The 21218-nt window shown below is 51.8% G+C and carries 18 protein-coding genes; 9 read left to right on the top strand and 9 right to left on the bottom strand.

Going from position 1 to position 21218, the window contains the following annotated elements; translation table 11 throughout:
* Window positions 1–9 precede the first annotated feature (9 nt).
* The 6 genes from BQ5591_RS02465 to BQ5591_RS02440 form a co-directional block, all read right to left on the bottom strand.
* Complete coding sequence (locus BQ5591_RS02465) at window positions 10–3099, bottom strand: chondroitinase family polysaccharide lyase (RefSeq protein WP_071148302.1); 3090 nt, start codon at window positions 3097–3099, stop codon at window positions 10–12.
* A gap of 24 nt (window positions 3100–3123) precedes the next feature.
* Window positions 3124–3807 carry a DUF6250 domain-containing protein gene (locus tag BQ5591_RS02460; protein WP_235817025.1) on the bottom strand — a complete coding sequence of 228 codons (684 nt, stop codon included), beginning with the start codon at window positions 3805–3807 and terminating at the stop codon, window positions 3124–3126.
* 129 nt (window positions 3808–3936) lie between these two features.
* Entirely contained in the window at window positions 3937–4446 is a 510-nt protein-coding gene (locus tag BQ5591_RS02455; protein ID WP_071148300.1) for a DUF4348 domain-containing protein, read from the bottom strand.
* Between the two features lie 167 nt (window positions 4447–4613).
* Window positions 4614–5867 (bottom strand): lipase family protein, encoded by a 1254-nt coding sequence (locus BQ5591_RS02450; protein WP_071148299.1) that lies wholly within the window; start codon window positions 5865–5867, stop codon window positions 4614–4616.
* 379 nt (window positions 5868–6246) lie between these two features.
* On the bottom strand, window positions 6247–7554 hold the full coding sequence (locus BQ5591_RS02445) for a DUF2851 family protein (RefSeq protein ID WP_071148298.1): 1308 nt from the start codon (window positions 7552–7554) through the stop codon (window positions 6247–6249).
* Between the two features lie 111 nt (window positions 7555–7665).
* A complete protein-coding gene (locus BQ5591_RS02440; protein WP_071148297.1) occupies window positions 7666–8913 on the bottom strand; it encodes a sensor histidine kinase in 1248 nt (415 codons plus the stop codon).
* A 232-nt stretch (window positions 8914–9145) separates the two neighbouring features.
* On the opposite strand from BQ5591_RS02440, the gene BQ5591_RS21320 reads away from it, so the two are divergent.
* The 9 genes from BQ5591_RS21320 to BQ5591_RS02400 all read left to right on the top strand — a co-directional run bounded on the left by BQ5591_RS21320 (window position 9146) and on the right by BQ5591_RS02400 (window position 17345).
* A complete protein-coding gene (locus BQ5591_RS21320; protein WP_159434417.1) occupies window positions 9146–9322 on the top strand; it encodes a hypothetical protein in 177 nt (58 codons plus the stop codon).
* A gap of 19 nt (window positions 9323–9341) precedes the next feature.
* A complete protein-coding gene (locus BQ5591_RS02435) occupies window positions 9342–9935 on the top strand; it encodes a hypothetical protein (protein WP_071148296.1) in 594 nt (197 codons plus the stop codon).
* Between the two features lie 385 nt (window positions 9936–10320).
* Window positions 10321–11082, top strand: coding sequence for a 4-hydroxy-tetrahydrodipicolinate reductase (dapB, locus tag BQ5591_RS02430; RefSeq protein ID WP_071148295.1), 762 nt, complete (start codon window positions 10321–10323; stop codon window positions 11080–11082).
* A gap of 15 nt (window positions 11083–11097) precedes the next feature.
* A complete protein-coding gene (locus tag BQ5591_RS02425) occupies window positions 11098–12588 on the top strand; it encodes a S26 family signal peptidase (protein ID WP_071148294.1) in 1491 nt (496 codons plus the stop codon).
* 78 nt (window positions 12589–12666) lie between these two features.
* On the top strand, window positions 12667–13599 hold the full coding sequence (lepB, locus tag BQ5591_RS02420) for a signal peptidase I (RefSeq protein ID WP_071148293.1): 933 nt from the start codon (window positions 12667–12669) through the stop codon (window positions 13597–13599).
* 45 nt (window positions 13600–13644) lie between these two features.
* Complete coding sequence (locus BQ5591_RS02415; protein WP_071148292.1) at window positions 13645–14286, top strand: WbqC family protein; 642 nt, start codon at window positions 13645–13647, stop codon at window positions 14284–14286.
* Window positions 14287–14441: 155 nt separating this feature from the next.
* On the top strand, window positions 14442–15254 hold the full coding sequence (locus tag BQ5591_RS02410) for an SDR family oxidoreductase (protein WP_022162339.1): 813 nt from the start codon (window positions 14442–14444) through the stop codon (window positions 15252–15254).
* Between the two features lie 132 nt (window positions 15255–15386).
* Window positions 15387–16559, top strand: coding sequence for a mannonate dehydratase (gene uxuA, locus BQ5591_RS02405; protein WP_071148291.1), 1173 nt, complete (start codon window positions 15387–15389; stop codon window positions 16557–16559).
* Between the two features lie 201 nt (window positions 16560–16760).
* Entirely contained in the window at window positions 16761–17345 is a 585-nt protein-coding gene (locus tag BQ5591_RS02400; protein ID WP_071148290.1) for an epoxyqueuosine reductase QueH, read from the top strand.
* Window positions 17346–17678: 333 nt separating this feature from the next.
* On the opposite strand, the gene BQ5591_RS02395 is transcribed toward BQ5591_RS02400, so the two are convergent.
* The 3 genes from BQ5591_RS02395 to BQ5591_RS02385 all read right to left on the bottom strand — a co-directional run bounded on the left by BQ5591_RS02395 (window position 17679) and on the right by BQ5591_RS02385 (window position 21132).
* Window positions 17679–18965, bottom strand: coding sequence for an IS1380 family transposase (locus tag BQ5591_RS02395; RefSeq protein WP_071147970.1), 1287 nt, complete (start codon window positions 18963–18965; stop codon window positions 17679–17681).
* Between the two features lie 131 nt (window positions 18966–19096).
* A complete protein-coding gene (locus BQ5591_RS02390; RefSeq protein ID WP_071148289.1) occupies window positions 19097–19609 on the bottom strand; it encodes an outer membrane beta-barrel protein in 513 nt (170 codons plus the stop codon).
* A gap of 260 nt (window positions 19610–19869) precedes the next feature.
* Window positions 19870–21132: a M16 family metallopeptidase gene (locus BQ5591_RS02385; RefSeq protein ID WP_071148288.1), complete on the bottom strand. Its 1263-nt coding sequence runs from the start codon at window positions 21130–21132 to the stop codon at window positions 19870–19872.
* Window positions 21133–21218 lie beyond the last annotated feature (86 nt).

The raw sequence follows: 21218 nt of genomic DNA, 5'->3' as shown, positions 1-21218 counted from the left end.
GCGTTTTTATTATTTTTTCAGTTCAACTTCAAAGCTGGCGGCATCCTTGCAGGCAAAACGGAGTACAGTCTGCTTCCGGTCTGCCGAAATAACTTTGCAATAGGGTGTCTCCTCTACCTGCCAACGTCCTTTCAGTGTAATGGTCAACGGCATTTCCTGACTCTTGTTACCAATCCACGGACGGGAATAAATGCTGCGTTCTATCCGTTTGCCCTGTTCGTCGAAGGCCTCATCGCTGGGACCGCTATATAGTGCCAAGTCGGGTTGAACAACGGTGAGTAACACTTTATCACCTTCCTGGCGCACCATGGCCAGACAGGCTGTATCGGCTGCCTGCACCAGTCCTTCCTTGGGCAATGCTTGCGGTGTCTCGAAGAGCACGTAAGAAGTCAGTCGACCGTCGGCTGTACGCACAATGTGCGCATTACGATCCTGTTGCAATACTTTATAGTCCGGCTTGCGGGCAAAACGCTTCAGTGCGACTTCATCGGTGCGGGGCAGAACAGCATATTCGTAAGACGCGCCTTTCGGAGCCTTGCCGTGTTGCAAGGTAAGTGATACCCAGTCGCCCGTCGTTGGCTTCACGTTACGTTCGCCCACAGTGGTCTGCGGGAAGTTCTTTTCAAATTTAGCCGCTTTCATCGTTGCTTTCGGCAGGTAATAACCTACACCGTTGGGATCAAGATATGTACTTCCATTGTCCTGGAAAGCATCCCAATAGCTACGGAATTCGGGCGTAGTGGCTGCCAGCTGGAAGACGGTAGTTTCCGTCGGATAATCCGTATTCACATTCTCTATGTCCGTACCCAGACAAACAATGGTGCCGTCCAGGAAGTGATAGGACTTGCGGGCACGCAAAGAGCCGTTGTACTTATCGTGCTCGTGCAACTTCATTCCAAAATTACCGTTTTCACCGCTTTGCGAAAGTCCGCCTGCGAAAGTCTCATCGGAATAAAGCATCTCTTCCATACCCGAGTAGGAATCTACGTTCAGAACATTGGCCCGCAACTGGTCGAAAGGCAAATGAATGCTGGTGACACCCGGTATGCGGTTCCAGTCGAAACCGGCTTCCTGCCAGCCGCTGGTGGTGAAAGTAACCATTTCATCGGGCTTTCCTGTCAGTATCTGCATACTTCCGTGAGCCAGGTAACGACCGTAGAAGTTGGCATCCAGGTAGTGCTCGGCTGCCCAGAGGTAACGCGAGTTACCGCGTACGACTGCCGCCCAGTTGTCACGGCGCTGCACACTGACACAACCGTAACCCAAAGCCAGATTGCCTTGCGGATCGGTTTCGGCACGGAATCCCTGCGCTTCCAGTTCCTGCTTCAGCTGCAATTCCTTATTATTCGACGTACGGGGCAAGTAGTCAGGATCGTTATCGTTCACCCGACCGCTGTACTCCATCAGACGCAGATATGCAGCAGCCATGTCGGCATCGTACTTCTGCTTGCCGTCCGGTGTGCCGGACAAGGCCATCATGGCATACTGCACGGGGATAAGCTGTCCTTTTCCGTTGGGATGACGTCCCGACATGGAAAGTGCCCACTGGCGGGTGTTGCAATAGAAACGCATGGTAAGCAACACTTTCTTCACTGTCTGGTGCGCCAGTTCAGACACCCGGAACTGCGTACCGCTCAGCAGATAAATCATATTGGTAGCTCCGTCCAGACCGCCCACGGCGTAGGCCGGATAGTTGTTGCAATGATGGAAGCAGGCACCGTCGCTCTTGAAGGAGCCCATCAGTCCGTCGGCCGGACGGCAACCGTAGTCGAGCCAGCGGGAGAAAGAACGCAAGTACTGCACCTTCTCGGGCGAGTCTTCCATAATAAGAATGCTGGCAATACGGCCTTGCGTCTGGGTGTTGAAGGTATCAATGTCGATGCCGTTCACTGTAGGCATCGGATATACTTCGTTAGTGATGGCATACCAGCGCAACGTACGTTCGGCATCGGCCAGCTTGCCAGCCTCGCGCAGCACGTCTTTCATCAGGAAGTAAGCCACGTAAAGACCACGCATGCTGTAACCGTAATGGTGGATATTTCCCCAACAGCTACCGTAAGCCACACCCTGGTCGGTAATATGGTCGTACATGGCCAGGAACTTCTGCCGCAGCTCATCGCGCAAAGCATTGTCTTTGGCATTCAGGTAAGCAGTGGCTATGCGCTTCATCAGGTTGAAATAGTTGTTCATCTCCATGCCCAGCTTGGTGAACATATCCTTGTCCCAGCCGGGGATCATACGCTCGTAAGCCTCGGCCTGGCGCACCATGAAGATGGGCAGACCGCTTACCTTGCCGTTCTTATAAGTGATCTGATAGAAATCGTATGCCTTGCGGATGGCCTGCATTTCCTTATCGGTCAGTTTGCCGGGCGTATAGAGCATGTCGCGGAAGCGGCTTTCCATCAGTCGCATATCTGCCTTCTGTTGCTCGTTGAGAGGTGTCAGGGCTATTTCCGGCTTCCAAAGAGAATGCTCGTAGATGACAAGCCAGTGGTTTGTCGTACCTTTGTTGACGAAAGGCACCTGCACATCGGCCGTCTGCTGGCGGGCATCTACCTTGCTGGCTGTGACAATGTGGTCGAAGTAAAGCTTACCTTTCACGTCGGGAGCCAGGATGCGAATCTCGTTCATGCCTTCCTCGGGCGTACCCTGCATGTCGCGTTCGTAGCACACCCATGCGGCACGCCAGCCGGTGAAGTTAATGCCAAAGGGGAAAGATGTACAGAGTTTGCCATCTTTCAGAAATTCGAAACGTATCTGCTTGTCCTGTGCCTGCTCGTTGTATACCCACACGATGAAAGCCGACAGATAAGTGTCCTTGCCCGTAGGGTCTTTCTTTTCGAACATCAGGTCTTTCTTCACGCTGAGTACGGCTCCCGGCTCAAACTCCCAGCCCAGACAGTGCTGACCGTCTTTGTAATGCTCGCTGTTGATGTCCAGCCGCGAACCTTCACCGGTTGTCAGGAAGGCGGGCACTGCTCCGTCTTCGAAAGAAAGCAGCCGCTCGTTCTTCACCACTTGTGCCTCCACTTGCTGTGCAGACAGGAAAAGCCCCAGAAGCGCAGCAGCGCCACGAGACCATTTGCTAAGATTCATCATTGTTCTATCTAAATTTATTTAAGGTTATTCTATCATGGTTACATCAAAGTCCGTAAACCGTACATGGTTCTTCCAAAGGCGCAGGGCAAAATAACCGTCGCCCTTGTCTGCCTCAACAGGCAAACGGAAGAGTTCCTCGCCGTTCATCGCAAAGACAGTCACTCCATCGACTACCTGTATACGTACCTGATACCAGCAGTTGGGCTTCAACAGATGAGTCGCGTCGGTATATTCTTTGATAAGCGGCTTAATCTTTGCTTCGTCCTTTCCATAATATTCACTATGGTACTCGCGGAAACGGGTTGTCTTGTTCTCGTTGCCTCCGTAACCCACGTAATACAGGTCCAGCGTATTGTAACGCTTGAATTCACCGTTCCACCAGGCACTCCGCTCGAAGAAACGGTCCGGATGCAACGGATCATCTGCTCCCCAGAAACAGTTCAGGTCGCTAAGACGGTCATACGTGCCGCCTTCCATCACCACCTGCACCTGATAGGTAATCTCATAGTCGCCCGTCAGGCGGTGTTTGTACCACAGCGTCAGACCGTCGGGAGAAACAATATCTATCGTATCCTTCCGGCAGGTGATTTCCACTTTTGCAGAAGAGTCTTCCACAACCCAGTCAGTAAGCGAACCGGTTTCTCCAGCCGCTGCCCATAAAGGGAAAGCGAGCAATGCTCCGATAAATGATAGGAATTTCAAGTACATGTTTCGTAAAAGTATTAGTCACCATACAAAGAAACCCCTCTTTCGTGAGAAAGGGGGGCATAAATCGTACGGAAGAGGTGCAAAATGCTTCCACTTCCGGTAAAAGTGCGATGAAAAGGACGGTTTTGGCTACGGATGCTGTTCCTCGAAGGCCTTATTCTCCTCCTGAATGGTACGGATAGTCTCGGCCAACTCGCTGACAGGAAGATCGGGATTGTACCAGTCGTTGTAGCAATCGGTCACGTACCATTTGCCATCTTGCAACTCGAATACCAGTCGCAGCGAAGGTTCCGACTCCTCGTAACCGGCCTCGAACTCCTTATGTGCCGGTTCGTTGACCGAATAACGCGAAATGTAGACACCGCCTTCTTCCTCTTCCACCCGTACTTCCTTCAGCGACTCGGCATCGAGCAACGGCCATTTTTCACGGGTGAAGGGGAAAGTCTGTTCCGTCTCGCCATCATCTTTCAGTAAAGAAATGGGCGATTTCAACGGAAACTTGACACGTGAATACTGGAAAGAAGCACTGGACGTGAACTTCTGGAGAAATGTCTTGAAATCCTCATCGGCGGCCACACCTTCGAATACGGAAAACACCAGGGCCGCACACAGACAAAATACGTAACGGATAGCTTTCATAAATCTACTCCTTTCAACTCTCTTCGATTCTTTATTCGCGTTAATAAGTTAATGGTTCAAGATGGTCTTGATTTTGTTTTCACGGGCAAATATACAAAATGGAACGAAATGTCACAGAGACGGGCATAAGAAATATTGCACAGTCGTATTTCCGCCCTCTCCGCCGGTCATTGAACGCCCAGCATCGGACCCACAATCTCCCACAGTCCCATGTAGCGCAACATGAACTCCATACCGCCCATCACATGATCGGGCATACTAAGGTCGGTCAGCGTAGAGTTCGTCCAAAGGGCGTGGGCACTGACTACGTTACTGTAAGGCACAAAGTCGTCCTGAGGCGAATGATAAAGGCTGACCGTGGCCTGTGGCGCAGTGGAAGCGTTGACCAGCGAGTTCTTACGAAGTGCCGACACGATGGCCAGCACATCGGCATTGCCGTTGAAATCGGGAGCGGCAAAGAAGTCGGGATGCAGCACCCGGGTGATGTCCGTGCCCAAAGCCGCGTGCCACCCGGAAAGCGGACGGGTAGAAAACAGTTTGTTCAATCCCTCTTCGATGACTGCCGGAGCATACAGATTCTCATCGCTCACGGTCAGTCCTTCGCCGTAAGCCATGCCCCGAATCAGGTAAGGCAGATAGCCACTGCGCGGATAGGTATCGGGTATGCCATCGTCGTTGAGGAAAGCCTGCAACAGGGTTTCCAGGTCGTAAGGACCGCCTCCGGCCCAGACTTTACGGATGCGGCCGGTCCATCCACGGCTCTCCAGTTCCAGTTGGGTAGCCACAGTGGCCTGTCCGCCTTGCGAGTAGCCCAACAGTTCGAGGGCATCATTTTCCTCGGCAATGGACTTGGAGCGCAGATATTCGCGGGCAGCCTCAATCATGTCGGCACAAGCGGTTCCCGTCAGCCGTGCATGCAGGTAAGGATGCTGCCGGTCGGCTGTCTGGCTGGCTCCATATCCCAGGTAATCGGCCATAACGACTACGTGCCCGCTCACTACAGGCATCATCTCGTAATAAAAGAGTTGCAGCGAAGGAGCTTCTTCCATGTCGAGCGTGCCGTGCTGGATGCTCAGCAAATGGTCGTACGAAGTAGTGCCCGCAGGCATGGCTACTACGCCCGATGCCGTGACGGAAGCTCCGTCGGGTCCTGTAGTGGTATAAGTAATAGCGGCCACATCGACGTCGCACAGCAGTCCGCTTATCAGGATTTCGGGCAGGTTAATGCCTTGCGAAGCGGCATAGTCCATCACCATATCGGTAATTTCGCTTTTCGAGATATGCTTTTCAGCAGTCACCCCGGTCAGATACTGATTGGTGACGGCAGGGTCCTCGCCCGGCGTGTCGTCGTCGCTACAGGCGGTCAGAAAAGCCAGCATCAACAACAGCGCCAGAAGTTTGTCGGTAATGTTACGGTTCATCTTTCAGTGTATTTAAGTGGTTAATATGGATGCCATCTCCTCCCCGCTTCCTATACAGTTCTGCTGTCTGAAAAGGAAGAAATGTGATAAATGTTCTGTACGAAGAACGGGGACAAAGTTATTGAAAAGAGATTGAATAGAAAGAGTCTGTCGTTAACTTTTTTCAGAAAAAGCGGTTATGCACCGCTCCGCTTCCACTCAGATGAAGAGAGTATCCTTTCGATATACCCTTTTCAGACGGTACTAGTATGGCTCGTGAGAGACACTTGTACGGCTCATGAGAGACACTTGTGTGGCTCGCGAAAAACACTTGCACGGCTCGCGAGCCACACTTGCACGGCTCAAACGGGGAAAAGCCGTCAACGTATCTCTCTGTATTTCAGCCGATAGCATCGGACGAAGAACGAACGGTTTTCTTCCCTTTCAGAAACTCGTAGCCGAAACGGCAGCGCAGGCAGTCTTTCCGGTCGCAATACTCTTTCTGAAGCTGGATGAGGGCTTGCGAATCGGCTGCTGTCGAAACGGGCAAGCCAGCTCCCTCCCACATGCGGGTGATGTAGTTGTTTTCGGCACGAAGCGACTCCAGGAAACGGGTGGCACGGTCGCACAATACTTCGTCGGCCTTGTGCAGACCGTAGGCATAAAGGAAAGGAATGACCGTATTGATGAGCATCAGGTTGAGGGCATTCCCGCCTACCCGCTTCTCCTTCTTGGGAGACGTCCGGCGGAAGGTGAAATGCTGCTCCCAATAGGCAGAAGTCGCGGTGGAAAGAAGCTTTTTGGCAGCTTCGGGCGTCTCGGCTTCCATCACTTGCGAGAAGAGAGACCGGTGTGTATGGTACAGGCATGCCAGTTGGGCCAGCCGCACATGGGGGAAGTTGCCCGGTCGGAGCCGGAGGAAACGCCACTGACCAACGGGCAACGACGGCGGCAGTTCAAACTTGCGCTGCAAGTAGCGGAACTCCTTCTGAAGCCGCAGGTAATAGTCGTCGGCGTCTGCCGGTTCTTCATCCAGCAGACCGGCTTGCCCGAAGAAGAAGGCTTCTACCTGAAAAAGGTCGTCGCGATGCTTGTCCACGGCACGGAAGGGCAGACGCTTGGCCCACGCTTCGAAAGCGTCGCTATTCAGACCAAAGCCGTAGTTGCGTGCCAGGGTGATGAAGAAAACGTCCTCCCAATGGTTCTGACAGGCATCGAGGCGGGCACGGATGTCGCGCGCCTTCCGTTCGAAACGCTCTACCTGCAAGGCCGAAAGCCAGGAGTGCACCGTCAGGCGGGGCAACGAGGAAAGGATGGTGTAGCAGGGCGGATAGACATCGGCACGGCGCAACTCGTCGTAGCGACGGGCCACGTCGTCGGGACAAGTCAGTACGAGCTGGGGAATAGGACTTCCGTCGCGCCGGCATACGGTGCAGTCGGCTTGGGACACCACGTGCAGAATGACGTTGTCGTAAGCCTCATCCGTCTGATGCCCATGCTTCATCCATTGCGAAGCCTGATCGTGAATCTCCACATTGCCCACCCACAACACGCCGTCCAGCTTCAGCTTGGCGTTGAAGAAGTCGGGACCCGCATCGGCATTGGGCAAGCCCGTATCGATGACTTCCACCCGTTGTCCGTCGGTGGTGCGCAGTTCCTGCAAGGGGAAGATTTTGTGTTTCCAAAGGTAGTGTAAAAGGTGTTCCATAATAAGTAGAAGCCTCACCCCCGGCCCCTCTCCCAAGGAGAGGGGAGGAAGGGGGTGGTGATTTAAGTTAGTATTCAGTCTTATTTATCTTTATATCTTTTATATCATTCTCTATTCCGACTCCATTCCTTCCCCCCTCTCCTTGGGAGAGGGGCTGGGGGTGAGGCTTGAGAGGCTTTCGGGCAACGAAATCGTAAACTCGCTGAACCTTCCCTGCACGCTCTCCACACTGACATATCCGTCGTGCTCGCGAGCCACGTTCATCACATAGTTCAGGCCCAGGCCGAAGCCGGAAACTTTCTGCTGACTGCCGTCGCGGGGCAACACCCGCTCGAACTTGTCGAAAATAGTGCGCTGGGCCGAAAGAGGGATGCCAATGCCGTTGTCGCGGACACTGATACGAATGTAACCAGCCTCCTGACGAGAGGCGATGCGTACTTCTACCGTGTCTTTGGAGTATTTCAGGGCGTTGTCTATCAGGTTGGAAAGGGCTTCCTTCAGAAACTCCATGTCGGCATAGACCGCCTCGGCCTGAAGGTCGGTGCTGAAGGTGACGGGCTTCGCCGCCTTGGCCTCGAACACCTGTATCAATTCGTCCACCATGGGGCGCAGGGGATGCCAGTCCTTGTCGAGCAACAGCTGGTGATGCTCCATCTTCGAGAGGGTCAGTACGCGGTTGGTCAGGTCGAGCAAGTGCAGTCCTTCTTTCTCCAGCAGTTCGAAGTGCTCGCGCTTGCGTTCGGGCTTAGCGTCCAGGCGACCGCTACGCAGATTCCTCGCCGCCATCAGAATGGTGCTGATAGGCGTCTTCATGTCGTGCACCATGGCGTAGGAGAAGTCCTCGCGCATCTGCGACAACTTGTCCTGACGACGGATGGTGTCTACCTGTTTGGCAATGCCATAAGCCAACAGCAAGAAGCCCACCACCGTACCCAACAGATAATAGAGCTGTGCCCCGACGGTCTCGGCACGAAGGTTAAGAAGCTGCGCACGCACCCCGTGCAGGCTGTCTATCGGAATGACGAACGTGCGCCGGTATTCCAACTCCCGTTCGTAGTCGTCGAAATAATGCAAGGCAGAGCGAAACACCACGGTCGAGTCGCCCGCCAGCGCCACCGTGTCCAGTCGGAAACGGAGGCGACGCAATCCGTCTTCACGCAGTTGCTGATGGAAAAGAGAGTCCAGTCCGGCCTCGGGGCAAAGGGCGTGACGGTCGTCGGCACGGCACCAGGCTTCGTGAACAGTACGCATCACACGCTGGCTGTTGAGTCCCAGGCTCATACCCGTCCAGCGGCCGAGAAAGAAGACGGCTACGGCAGCGGCAACAAGGGTGAGGAGGATGTAGAAGGACTTGGACATCTTTTTTAATGGTTAATGATGAATGGTTAATGATAAATGGTTAGCGGTAAACAACAGGCCATACTTGCTACAGCCTCGCTTATTGAGCATTTACCATTAATCATTAACCATTGACAAAAGTAGTTTCTTTTTCCTTTCCTTCCAACTGTTAACGTAAAGATAACGTAACGTTAACCTTCCGTTTACCAAGGAGGACTTATCTTTGCAACGTCAACCAGAAACGTATATCACAATGAAAACAACTTTCAAGAACCACATGACCGGCTTCCTCGCGAAAGAAGCGGAGTCGCTGACGGGTAACGACCCAGTCAAAAAAATCCTCGTCCTGGCAGCCGTCGGGCTGGCGAGCTTCATCACCTGCTTCGCGGCGGGCTACTATATCGGAAAATATATGGCCATCTTTTATTGAATCATATCATTCACGCTTTATGGAAACAACAGTACAACCCAATCCGAACCCCGCCTCGCAACCGAACGGCATAGAAGTGAAAATCAACCCGGGACGCATCAGCATTTACGTCGTCGTGTTCTACCTGCTGGTCATGTTCGCCAGCTCAGTTCTCTACATCTTCATCTGGGAAGAGTTCTCCGTTTACAACCTGGGCCACTACATCGGGCAGCACTGGGGAAGAGGTATCTTCGGACTGCTGTTCATCATATTTGCCCTTTATATCCTGGCCGGCAGTCTGGTGACGTACTTCATCAGCGGACGCAGTTTGAAAGGTATCCGCTGGCATTGCGACTGGAAATCGGCAGGATTCTATCCCTCCCGAGCTGTTCCCCTGAAGCATTACCGCCTGTTGCTGCTCCTGCCGGGCATCCTGCTGGGCGTACTGCCCATGCTACACGGCTTCTGCACCGGCAATGCCACAGCCTACGTCTTCGGCATCATCACACTGGTGTGCAGCACTGCCGACTTCACAATGTGGTACAAGCTGCGTCCCTTCGACGATGAGGATTTGTTCCAAACGGGGAAAAACACATACGAGGGCACCGTCATCCGACGCAACTACGCGAAGTAAGGACAAAGCACAAACTCCCAAAAGCCGCTGCACGGTTTCCCCATAGGGCAGCAATATTCTCATCTGTATGAGAAAACAATTCTCATGATTATGAGAAGACCGTTCTCACAGTCATGAGAAGATTATTCTCATGACTGTGAGAAAACTATTCTCCCCTTATGAGACGAAAGGAGAATACTGGGAAAACTCCTGCAAACCTTCCTTGGCTGTGCAACCGGCAGCATACCTGCCGGCGAACAGCTCCTTACAACGGCTTCCGCACCGGCATTGTTAACAAGAAGTTAATTGTAACGGTTTGTGTAAGAAAAATCCTATCTTTGCGACATTTAATAATAATGTTTGTCGGGAATTAGAGAGACATACACTAAACAAAAGAGCAAAAACAATGAAAATAGCACTTATCGGTTATGGAAAAATGGGCAAGGAGATTGAGAAGATTGCCCTCGGCCGCGGACACGAAATCGTCTGCATCATCGACATCGACAACCAGGAGGACTTCCGGTCCGAAGCCTTCCGCTCGGCCGACGTGGCCATCGAGTTCACCAACCCCAAAGCAGCCTACGGCAACTACATGAAGGCTTTTGAGGCAGGTGTAAAACTGGTGTCGGGCAGTACCGGCTGGCTCGAAGAGCACGGTGAAGAAGTACGCCGCCTCTGCACCGAAGGAGGCAAGACACTGTTCTGGTCGAGCAATTTCAGTCTGGGCGTAGCCATCTTCTCGGCCGTCAACAAGTATCTGGCCCGAATCATGAACCAGTTCCCCGGCTATGACGTCAGCATGAGCGAAACGCACCACGTCCACAAGCTCGATGCCCCCAGCGGCACCGCCATTACCTTGGCCGAAGGCATTCTGGAGAACCTTGACCGCAAGACGCGCTGGGTGAAAGGAACGCTTCAGGCCCCCGACGGCACCGTGACAGGCACTACCGCCTGCGCCAACGACGAACTGCCCGTCAGCTCCATCCGCGAAGGCGAAGTACCGGGCATCCACAGCATCCGCTACGACTCCGAAGCAGACAGTATCACCATCACCCACGATGCCAAAAACCGCAGCGGCTTCGCCCTGGGCGCCGTGCTGGCAGCCGAATACACCGCCACACACGAAGGCTTCCTGGGGATGAGCGACTTATTTCCGTTTCTGAAATAAACAAGAACTATCGTCATGAGAAAAGCTACACGTTCACAATGGATTAAATTCAGTATTGTCACCCTGCTCTATCTGGCCTTCCTGATATGGGTAAGCTGCTGGTGGGGACTGATAGTCGTACCCTTCATCTTCGACGTCTACATCAGCAAGAAGATTCCCTGGGGATGGTGGAAGAAGTCGAAGAACGCCACCGTACGCACCGTCATGAGCTGGGTGGACGCCATCGTCTTCGCCTTGGTGGCCGTCTACTTCGTCAACCTCTACATCTTCCAGAACTATCAGATACCGTCTTCCTCACTGGAGAAATCGTTGCTCGTGGGCGACTTCCTCTACGTCAGCAAAATGAGCTACGGCCCCCGTGTGCCCAATACGCCGCTCTCCATGCCGCTGGCACAACACACGCTGCCCATCTTCAACTGCAAGTCGTACATCGAGTGGCCGCAATGGAAGTACAAACGTGTACCGGGATTCGGCAAGGTGAAACTGAATGACATCGTCGTCTTCAACTTCCCCGCCGGCGATACCGTCGCACTCAACCACCAGATGGAAGACTTCTACGCCCTGGCCTACCGCGAAGGCAAGAGCCTGTATCCCAAACACGTGGACATGGACAGCCTGACACGCCAACAACAGCGAGCCGTCTACGACCTGTACTATAGCGCCGGACGCAACAAGATACTCTCCAACCCGCAGATGTACGGCAAAGTGGTAGTGCGCCCCGTCGACCGCCGCGAGAACTACGTGAAGCGCTGTGTAGGCTTGCCCGGCAACACCCTGCAAATCGTGGACGGACAAGTATGCATCGACGGCCAAGCCATCAAGAACCCCAAGGACATGCAGTTCAACTACTTCGTACAGACCACCGGCCCGTACATCCCCGATGAAATGTTCCGCGACTTGGGCATCAGCAAGGACGACCAGATGCTGATGACCGACGACCTGAACTGGGAAATGGGACTGATGGAAATGGGACTGGACCGCCGCGACGCACAAGGCCGACTGACACCGGTCTATCACCTGCCGCTCACCCAAGCCATGTACGACGCACTGGCTGGAAACACGAAGCTGATCAGCCGCATCGTCAAGGAGCCTGCCATCTACTCGGGCGACATGTTCCCGCAGAATCTCTATACGAAGTGGGACCGCGACAACTACGGCCCCATCTGGATTCCTGCCAAAGGTGCTACCATCACCCTGACCGACGACAATCTGCCCCTGTACGAACGATGTATCGAAGCTTACGAAGGCAACAAGCTGGAGCGCCGGGCCGACGGCATCTACATCAACGGACAGAAGACGGATACATACACCTTCCAGATGGATTACTACTGGATGATGGGCGACAACCGTCACAACTCGCTTGACTCCCGCTACTGGGGCTTCGTACCCGAAGACCACGTAGTAGGCCGCCCCATCGTCGTCTGGCTGTCGCTGGACAAAGACCGTGGCTGGTTCGACGGTAAAATCCGCTGGAACAGACTGTTCAAGATCGTAAAAGATGAATGATACAGAAAGGGATGAAAGGGCGGCAAAGACTGTTCTGTCCTTTCATCCTTTCCAACCCTAACGCAAAGCATCCGCAGCATGAAAGTATGGAAAACCATCGGCCTGATAGCAGGAACAATACTCGTCGTAGTGTTGCTCCGGGGCTGTGTGGCCATTCCTTACTTAATTCCCTCGTCGGGCATGGAAAATTCACTGTACCGGGGCGAACGCATACTGGTGAACAAATGGAGCTATGGCCTCCGCCTGCCCTTCATGGCCTGGCTGGGCTATCACCGCTGGGGCGACAAGCCCGTACGGAAAGACGACATCATCGTCTTCAACAATCCAGCCAATCTGAAGGAACCCGTAGCCGACCGCCGCGAAGTATTCATCAACCGCTGCATCGGCACGCCGGGTGACACGCTGCTGATAGACTCCCTCTTTTCCGTCGTATCGTCCGAGCAGGATGCCCCCGACCAGAAGTTTCTCTATGCCTATCCGCGCAACCGCGAAAAACAGCTCGACTCACTACTGCCGCTGCTCAACATCAAGCCCGGTCCGATACTGGGTCAGGACTCTGTGCGCAACATACGCAGCTTCAGCCGCTACGAAGCCTATCTGCTGGAACAGTCGCTCAACATCTGCCCTTGGATAGAACCGCTGGACCAGACCGACTCTGCCCGTGCCCTGAAACCGCTGATTGTACCCGGCAAAGGCAAAGTGCTGCGCGTATACCCCTGGAACCGTACCCTGCTGTGCAACACGCTCGTGATGCACGAACACCGGCAGGCTGAAGTCCGGAATGATACCCTTTTCGTCGACGGTAAGCCCACACAGCACTGCTACTTCACCAAAGACTATTACTGGGTGGTGTCCAACAATCCCGTCAACCTGTCCGACTCGCGCCTCTTCGGGTTCGTGCCCAAAGACCACATCATAGGCAAAGCCTCGCTGATATGGTTCTCCAAACGCGACGATAGCGGTCCTTTTAGCGGTTACCGCTGGGAACGTATCGGGCAGCAGATTCACTAACTTCGTACATACGCTCCATACGATTTAAAAGTATTCTCTACGAAAATGAAAACAATCTTTCTGTCCTCCGCCTATCTGGCTCCTGTAGAATATTACGTCAAACTGCTGACGTATGACAAAATCTTCATCGAGCAGTACGACCATTACCTGAAGCAAACCTACCGCAACCGCTGCACCATCGCTGCTCCCGACGGTCCGCTGGCACTTACGGTACCCATTGTGAAGCCCGATACGCCCAAATGCTTTATGCGCGACATCCGCATCTCCGACCACGGCAACTGGCGCCACCTGCACTGGAATGCCTTGGAATCGGCCTACAATCATACTCCCTTCTTCGAGTACTACAAGGATGATTTCCGCCCCTTCTACGAAAAGAAATACGAGTTCCTGATGGATTTCAACGAAGCCTTGTGTCGCCTCATCTGTTCGCTCATCGACCTGCAACCCGACCTGACACGTACTTCCGAATACCGCACTTCGTTCGATCCCAACGAAGACGACTTCCGCGAACGCATCCATCCCAAAAAAGATTTCCGTACGGAAGACGATGCCTTCTCTCCCTGCTCCTACTATCAGGTATTTCAGGAAAAACTGGGATTCCTGCCCAACCTCAGCATAGTCGACCTGTTGTTCAACATGGGTCCTGAAAGCCTGCTGGTACTTCAAAAAAGCTGTTTACAGGAATAAAAACGGACGGAAATTTGCACGAATGAAACCAGGAAGAAAGAATTTGAGACAAACGTGCAACACTTGTAATGAAATTAATGTGTAACTTTGTTGTTGAAGTAGGACATCCGAACAAAAGAAACAGATTCTAACTAATTATTAAAACATAATTCATCATGAAAAACTTATTCGACATCAAAGACAGAGTAGTAGTCATCACCGGTGGAACTGGTATTCTGGGCAGAGCCATCGCCGCTCATTTGGCAGAAGAAGGCGCTAAAGTTGTTATCCTCGGACGTAAAGCCGAAGTAGGAAACGCCATTGTAGAAGGTATCAAAGCCAACGGAGGCGAAGCCATGTTCCTGACCACCGACGTGATGAACCGTGAAATATTAGAGCAAAACCTGGCCGACATCCTGAAAGCCTACGGACGGGTAGACGCTTTGCTGAACGCTGCCGGAGGCAACATGCCGGGAGCTACCATCGCACCCGACGGTACTTTCTTCGACCTGAAGATTGAAGAATTCCAACGCGTACTCGAACTGAACCTGACCGGTACTGTACTGCCCACACAGGTATTCCTGAAACCAATGGTAGAACAGAAGAAGGGAGCTATCGTCAACTTCTCCAGTATGGCCGCCTTCCGCCCCATGACCCGCGTGGCAGGCTACGCCGCCGCCAAAGCCGGTATCTCCAATTACACCGCCTTCATGGCTACCGAAGTGGCCAAGAAGTTCGGCGAAGGCATCCGCGTGAATGCCATTGCTCCGGGCTTCTTCCTGACCGAACAGAACCGCACCCTGCTGACCAACCCCGATGGCTCATGGACGCAACGCGGACAAGACGTCATCCGCCAGACTCCTTTCGGCCGTATGGGACGCCCCGAAGAACTGTGCGGTACCATCCAGTACCTCATCAGTGACGCTTCCAGCTTCGTAACAGGTACCGTAGCCGTAGTAGACGGTGGATTCAATGTGTTTGCTATGTAAAATTTGAGTTTTTAAGTTTATGAGTTTTTAAGTTTATATTGCTGCGAAATAACAGAAGCTGAACCAAACTGTAAAACTCATAAACTTAAGAACTTATAAACTTAAGAACTTAAAAACTCAAAAACTCATCTTATGATACTTTGCGAACAAACCTGGCGCTGGTACGGTCCCAACGACCCTGTCAGCCTATGGGATATCAAGCAAGCCGGAGCTACCGGCATTGTCAATGCCCTGCACCACATCCCCAACGGTGAGGTGTGGACTGTAGAAGAAATCATGAAGCGCAAGCAGATGATCGAAGAAGTAGGCCTCACGTGGTCTGTTGTCGAAAGTGTACCCGTTCATGAGCACATCAAGACGCAGACAGGCGACTATCAGAAGTACATCGACAATTACAAGGAAAGCCTGCGCAACCTGGCAAAATGCGGTGTAAACATCGTCACTTACAATTTCATGCCCGTGCTGGACTGGACACGCACCGACCTGGCTTATGAATTGCCCGACGGCAGCCGCGCCCTGCGCTTCGAACGTGCCGCTTTCATAGCTTTCGATCTCTTCTTGCTGCACCGCCCCGGTGCCGAAGCCGAATACACCGACGAAGAGAAGGCCAAAGCCCGTGCCCGCTTCGAGCAGATGACCGAAGAAGATAAGCAGAAACTCGTCCGCAACATGATAGCCGGTCTGCCCGGCTCGGAAGAAAGTTTCACGCTGGAGCAATTCCAGCACGAACTGGATCGCTACAAAGACATTACCCCCGAACGTCTCCGCCAGAACCTTATCTACTTCCTGAGCGAGATCTGCCCCGTAGCCGACGAAGTGGGGGTGAAGCTCGTCATTCATCCCGATGACCCGCCCATGTCCATCCTGGGCCTGCCGCGCATCATGAGTTGCGCTGAAGACTTCCAAGCACTCATCGACGCCGTGCCCAATCCCAGCAACGGACTCTGCCTGTGTACCGGTTCTTTAGGCGTGAGCAGTGCCAACGACTGCGCCGCCATGATGACCCGCTTCGGCGACCGCATCAACTTCGTACACCTGCGCTCCACCAAGCGCGATGCCGAAGGCAACTTCTACGAAGCCAATCACCTGGAAGGCGACGTCGACATGTACGGCGTAATGAAAGCCTTCCTCGAACTGCAACAGCGTCGCGGTGTCTCCATCGCCATGCGCCCTGACCACGGGCATCAAATGGTGGACGACCTGCGCAAGAAAACCAACCCCGGCTACTCATGTATCGGCCGCCTGCGCGGACTGGCTGAACTTCGCGGACTGGAAATGGGGATTGCGAAGACACTGTATAAATAAAAAAGCCCGAAGCTGAATACATTTTCAGACGCAGACGATACAGATAACATAGAGCTACTTTATCCTCCCGAATATGCGTAACATTTATACGGGAAAAGCTCTCTAAAAAACATGTTATCCGTATCATTTGCGTCTGAACAGTTCTATTCTGCTACACTAATACTTGTATATTCAAACCCTAATTGCAATCATCACACACGTATGCTCAAACTCCTACCACCCAACGGCGAAAACCACGTACTGCTGCACTCCTGCTGCGCTCCTTGCTCGTCGGCTATTATCGAATGTATGCTGGCCAACAATATACGACCTACAGTATTCTACTGCAACCCCAACATCTATCCTCGGGAAGAATACGAAGTACGTAAGAACGAAGCCATACGTTTTGTTACGTCTCAGGGCCTCGATTTTGTCGATGCGGACTACGATTACGAGCATTGGAAAAGTCTGATGCAAGGACTGGAGGATGAACCCGAACGCGGAGCACGCTGCCTGCGTTGCTTCACCCTGCGCCTCACCGAAACGGCACGCTATGCCGCCACGCACGGCTTTACCCTGTTCACGACTACCCTTGCCTCGTCGCGCTGGAAGAGCCTGGAGCAAATCAATGAGGCCGGACGACGTGCCGCCGCACGTTATCCCGACACCCTCTTCTGGGAACAGAACTGGCGCAAAGGCGGCCTGCAGGAACGCCGCAACCAGCTATTACACGAGTACGACTTCTACAACCAACAATACTGCGGTTGCGAATTCAGTATGAGACGACTGACAGAAAAAAACATATAAGACTGTCTTTTGAGGGAACCAATCATATCAAACTAAAAAAACGAACCGTCTGTTATACAGAAAAAGTGCGCCAAGATGAAGTAACTGCTTTCTTCATCCTGGCACACCCACTATTGAGTGAAAGCCACTCCCTATCAGAATGTATAATGGAAACCTATCGACCCTCAAATCCGCAACCGCCCTCATAAGATGACACAGAGGTCAAAAAGGTAGCGACACTGTGGCAAAAGAGGGTGCAACGCAGCAAAAATCGCCACAAAGACGCATTAAATCCCCTTACCCCACCATGCGACTTGAGGCAATACGCAAAATCACGACCATAAGTTGTCGGTGTCATCCAAAGTCATTCTGGAACACATCAGCATAAGCGTTGTTGCATGAATAGATATTCAGCACATACTGCCTTGATGTCCTGACCCATTTGGCTGGCACAGAGATGAACTTGAAGACAAACGCCTTGATGCGGCTTGTTGCTTTGAGTCCGAACCTCTTCACGTCAAGCCTCGCCATGATGAATTTATAGAAGTTGCGTATGAGTGCCGTAAGCAGAAGAAACACCGTGTTTTCTCCCATGAAGGATTTTGGAAGCCTGTTCCAGCCGAATCCGTTATTCATGTCATCGAAGATGCGTTCCTTCCCTCCACGGAGGTTATAGAATTCGACAATCTCTTTCTCGGAAGACTCGTAGTCATTTGTAAGGATGCAGCGGTAGGTGTATTCTCCTTCCCACAGGTCGAGTTCGCCGTCTATCCGCTTCTGTCTTTGAATCACAAGACGGTATGCCTTCCCTTTCCATTTCTCGATGAGAATGGAGGCCAGCTCAAACTCAATGCCGCCCAATTCCACTTTCTTCCAACCTCTGAGGGCAAAGATGTCATTGTAGAGCGAACTGCATCGGTTGGCACGGATATAGAAGGTCTTGCAGTGTTTAGCAATCTCTTCCACTATCTCTTCAGAACACGAGCCGCAATCAGCTCTGAAACGGTTGATCATAAGCTTGTTCTTTTCAAACCTTTCAAAGAACCTCTTCAGCGTGTCCTTCTGGTGGAAACGGACATTTGTGTTGCCGTCGCTGTTCTCAATGCCGACAATCAAGTCGCCAATAACCGCCACGCCAGGACGGTATCCGAGAAACTTCTTGTATGTGGGTTTCGCATCAAACTTCTCAGCCTCTATGAACTGGTGGTCGAAGTCAACGTCATACCCCTCGCCATCTTTCAGCTGCCCTGTGGACAATAGGCAATTGAGGAGCAGTGTATTCAGCATGTCTGCCGTGTTTAAGTCGTAGGTCTTGCCAGTGTCGGATGTGTAGGAAATGTTATCCTGGGTCAGTTCCTTTATGGCTCTGAGAATCGTGTCGGCACTGCATGTGCGAAGTGTCGGATGAAGCGAGAGGTGATACATCAGATGAGTGGTGACATCCTCTATGCATGAGCCGCCACAGAAATAAACGCTCATAAGCGAACGGATGATTTCGCTGTATTGATAACCATACAGCCTACATCTCATACCGAGGGTTGAGTCGATTACAGATGAGAGATTGGAGTCAAATTGCTCCATTATTGAAAAAATTCCTCCAAAAGGAGAGAGTTTCTCAGATTTTATTGCTACCTTTGCCATGTCTGTCGGGTTTGATACATATTTTGATTTGCAACACTAAGATAGGTGAAAAATCTGACATGGCAAAATCCTGAGCAACTTTTTGTTGCTCAGGTACTTATAAAATAAGTTAAACTAAAATGCTGCGGAATTTAGGTCGACAGGTCTTCACTGCTGAAATTGAAACCGTAGCCATCAGAAGTATCCAGCATATAATCATCCCGATAACCCAGGAAACCATATTTGGCAATCAGACTAAAATGATTTGTCACCTTAAGGGCTAAACCAGGTTTCAGTCCCAGTTCAAAACCTGCCTCAGAATCGGCACCCTTATACTTCTGTGATGATACACCAATACAACCGTCAACGAAGAAGCGAACCGCTTTATTCTCGAAAAAAGAATAGCGAGCATACGGCGCAAAGGCAAAACCCGTCCATTTAGCTTTTACGTGGTCGTCCACTTTATGCTTGGAATGCGACAGAATAAGCTGGGCACCCACCGACCACTGATCGGAAAACTCATACCCGACTTCGGGAGCTAACGTAAAACTTGTAGCATCGGCATCATCGTTATGCCAAAGGCTGATATTTCCACCTACATAGACTTGCGATTTCGCAGCCAAAGTTGCCATTACTACAAACAGAAATACTACAATTCTTTTCATACTCTTACTAATTTATTAGACATATTAATAATTTCTAAACACACAATACGGACTTTTAGTTTAGCAAAACAAATATTTGTTCACTTGGTACTTACACCCGAGTAATATTCAAGATCTGTAGAAGGAAGCCTTATACTATCACAAGCTCCTTATAATCAGACTAATGATATCAAGCTCTTACTTACCAGAATAAGAATAGTAGTTACGCACATCTTTCAACCCTCATAAATTTCTTTACGAATCAAAAGTTTAATTTCAATTTACCCCAAATAAACCAACTCCGACAGATAATCCTCGCCCAGCATTTCATTGGCTACTTCGAGCAACTGGTCGGAAGTAAGCTGACTGATGCGGCGACAAATGGCTTCCTGCGACTCGTAACGGTTATAGTGGAGGAAAGTCTTGGCCATACCTAGGGCATTGTTTTCGTTGTTGTCCGACGCCACGCCTATCTGGCCTATCAACTGCTTCTGCGCTGCTGCCAGTTGCGAAGTAGTCAAACGGGTGTCGCGCAAACGCCTCAGCTCCTTATACACCAGGCGTGTACAAAGATCCACGTCATCGGGGTCGCAACCAAAGTAGATGCAGAAGGTGCCGGTATCGGTATAAGCAGTCAGATTGGACTCTACGTTATATACCAACCCACGGCGCTCGCGCAACGCTACGTTCAGGCGGCTGTTCATGCCGGGACCGCCCAGCAGGTTGTTCAGCAGATACAGGGCCGTACGTTTCTCGTCGTAGGCATTGTAGCCACGGGCACCTATCATCACGTGTGTCTGGTTCGTACCTTTTTTCATCACCAGTCGGTCGGGCACATAAGGCAAAGGGGGCATCCGTCGGTTATCCGAAGAATTGCCGGTAGCTGTTCCTCCTGCTACGTTGCCCACCAGCTTCTCGGCCAAGCGGACAACCCGGCGGAAATCAACATCACCCAATACAAAGAATATTGCATTCTCCGGCCGATAGTAACGACGAGTAAAAGCTACGGCATCCTCGGTACGGAACGTGCGGAGTTGTTCGGGATTGCCCAGAATGTTACGCCCTAGCGGATGACCGCGGAAAATAAGGTCTTCGAAATCGTCGAAGATCAGTTCAGCAGGGTTGTCCTCGTACGACTGTATCTCGTCGATAATCACCTCTGTCTCCTTTTCAATCTCGTGTTGCGGAAAAGTGGAATGAAATACAATATCAGCCAACAGCTCAAAAGCCCGGCTGAAGTGCTCGACAAGGAAAGCAGAGTAGATCACCGTCTCTTCCTTGTTGGTGTAGGCATTGAGGTCACCTCCTACGTTCTCCATACGATTCAGGATGTGCCAGGCCCGTCGTTTGTGAGTTCCCTTAAAAATGAGATGTTCCACAAAGTGAGCCATACCTTGCTCATCGGGCATCTCATCGCGTGTGCCTGCATCGACAGCAAATCCACAATAAGCCACCCGTGAAGCCAACGGCTCGTGAATGATGCGCAGACCGTTGGCCAGTATATATGTGCTATATTTCCCGTTGGTTTCGTTCAAATGCTCCATTCAGACGTTTCAAACTGATTGCAGGTACAAAAATACAATAAAACTTATTGCCGTTTATGGAAAATTATAGATATTTGCAAAACCAG

The organism is Bacteroides ndongoniae, from assembly GCF_900108345.1.
Lineage (GTDB): Bacteria > Bacteroidota > Bacteroidia > Bacteroidales > Bacteroidaceae > Bacteroides > Bacteroides ndongoniae.
The sequence above is the reverse complement of the archived record's forward strand: the minus strand, read 5'-3'. Positions and strand labels throughout refer to the sequence as shown.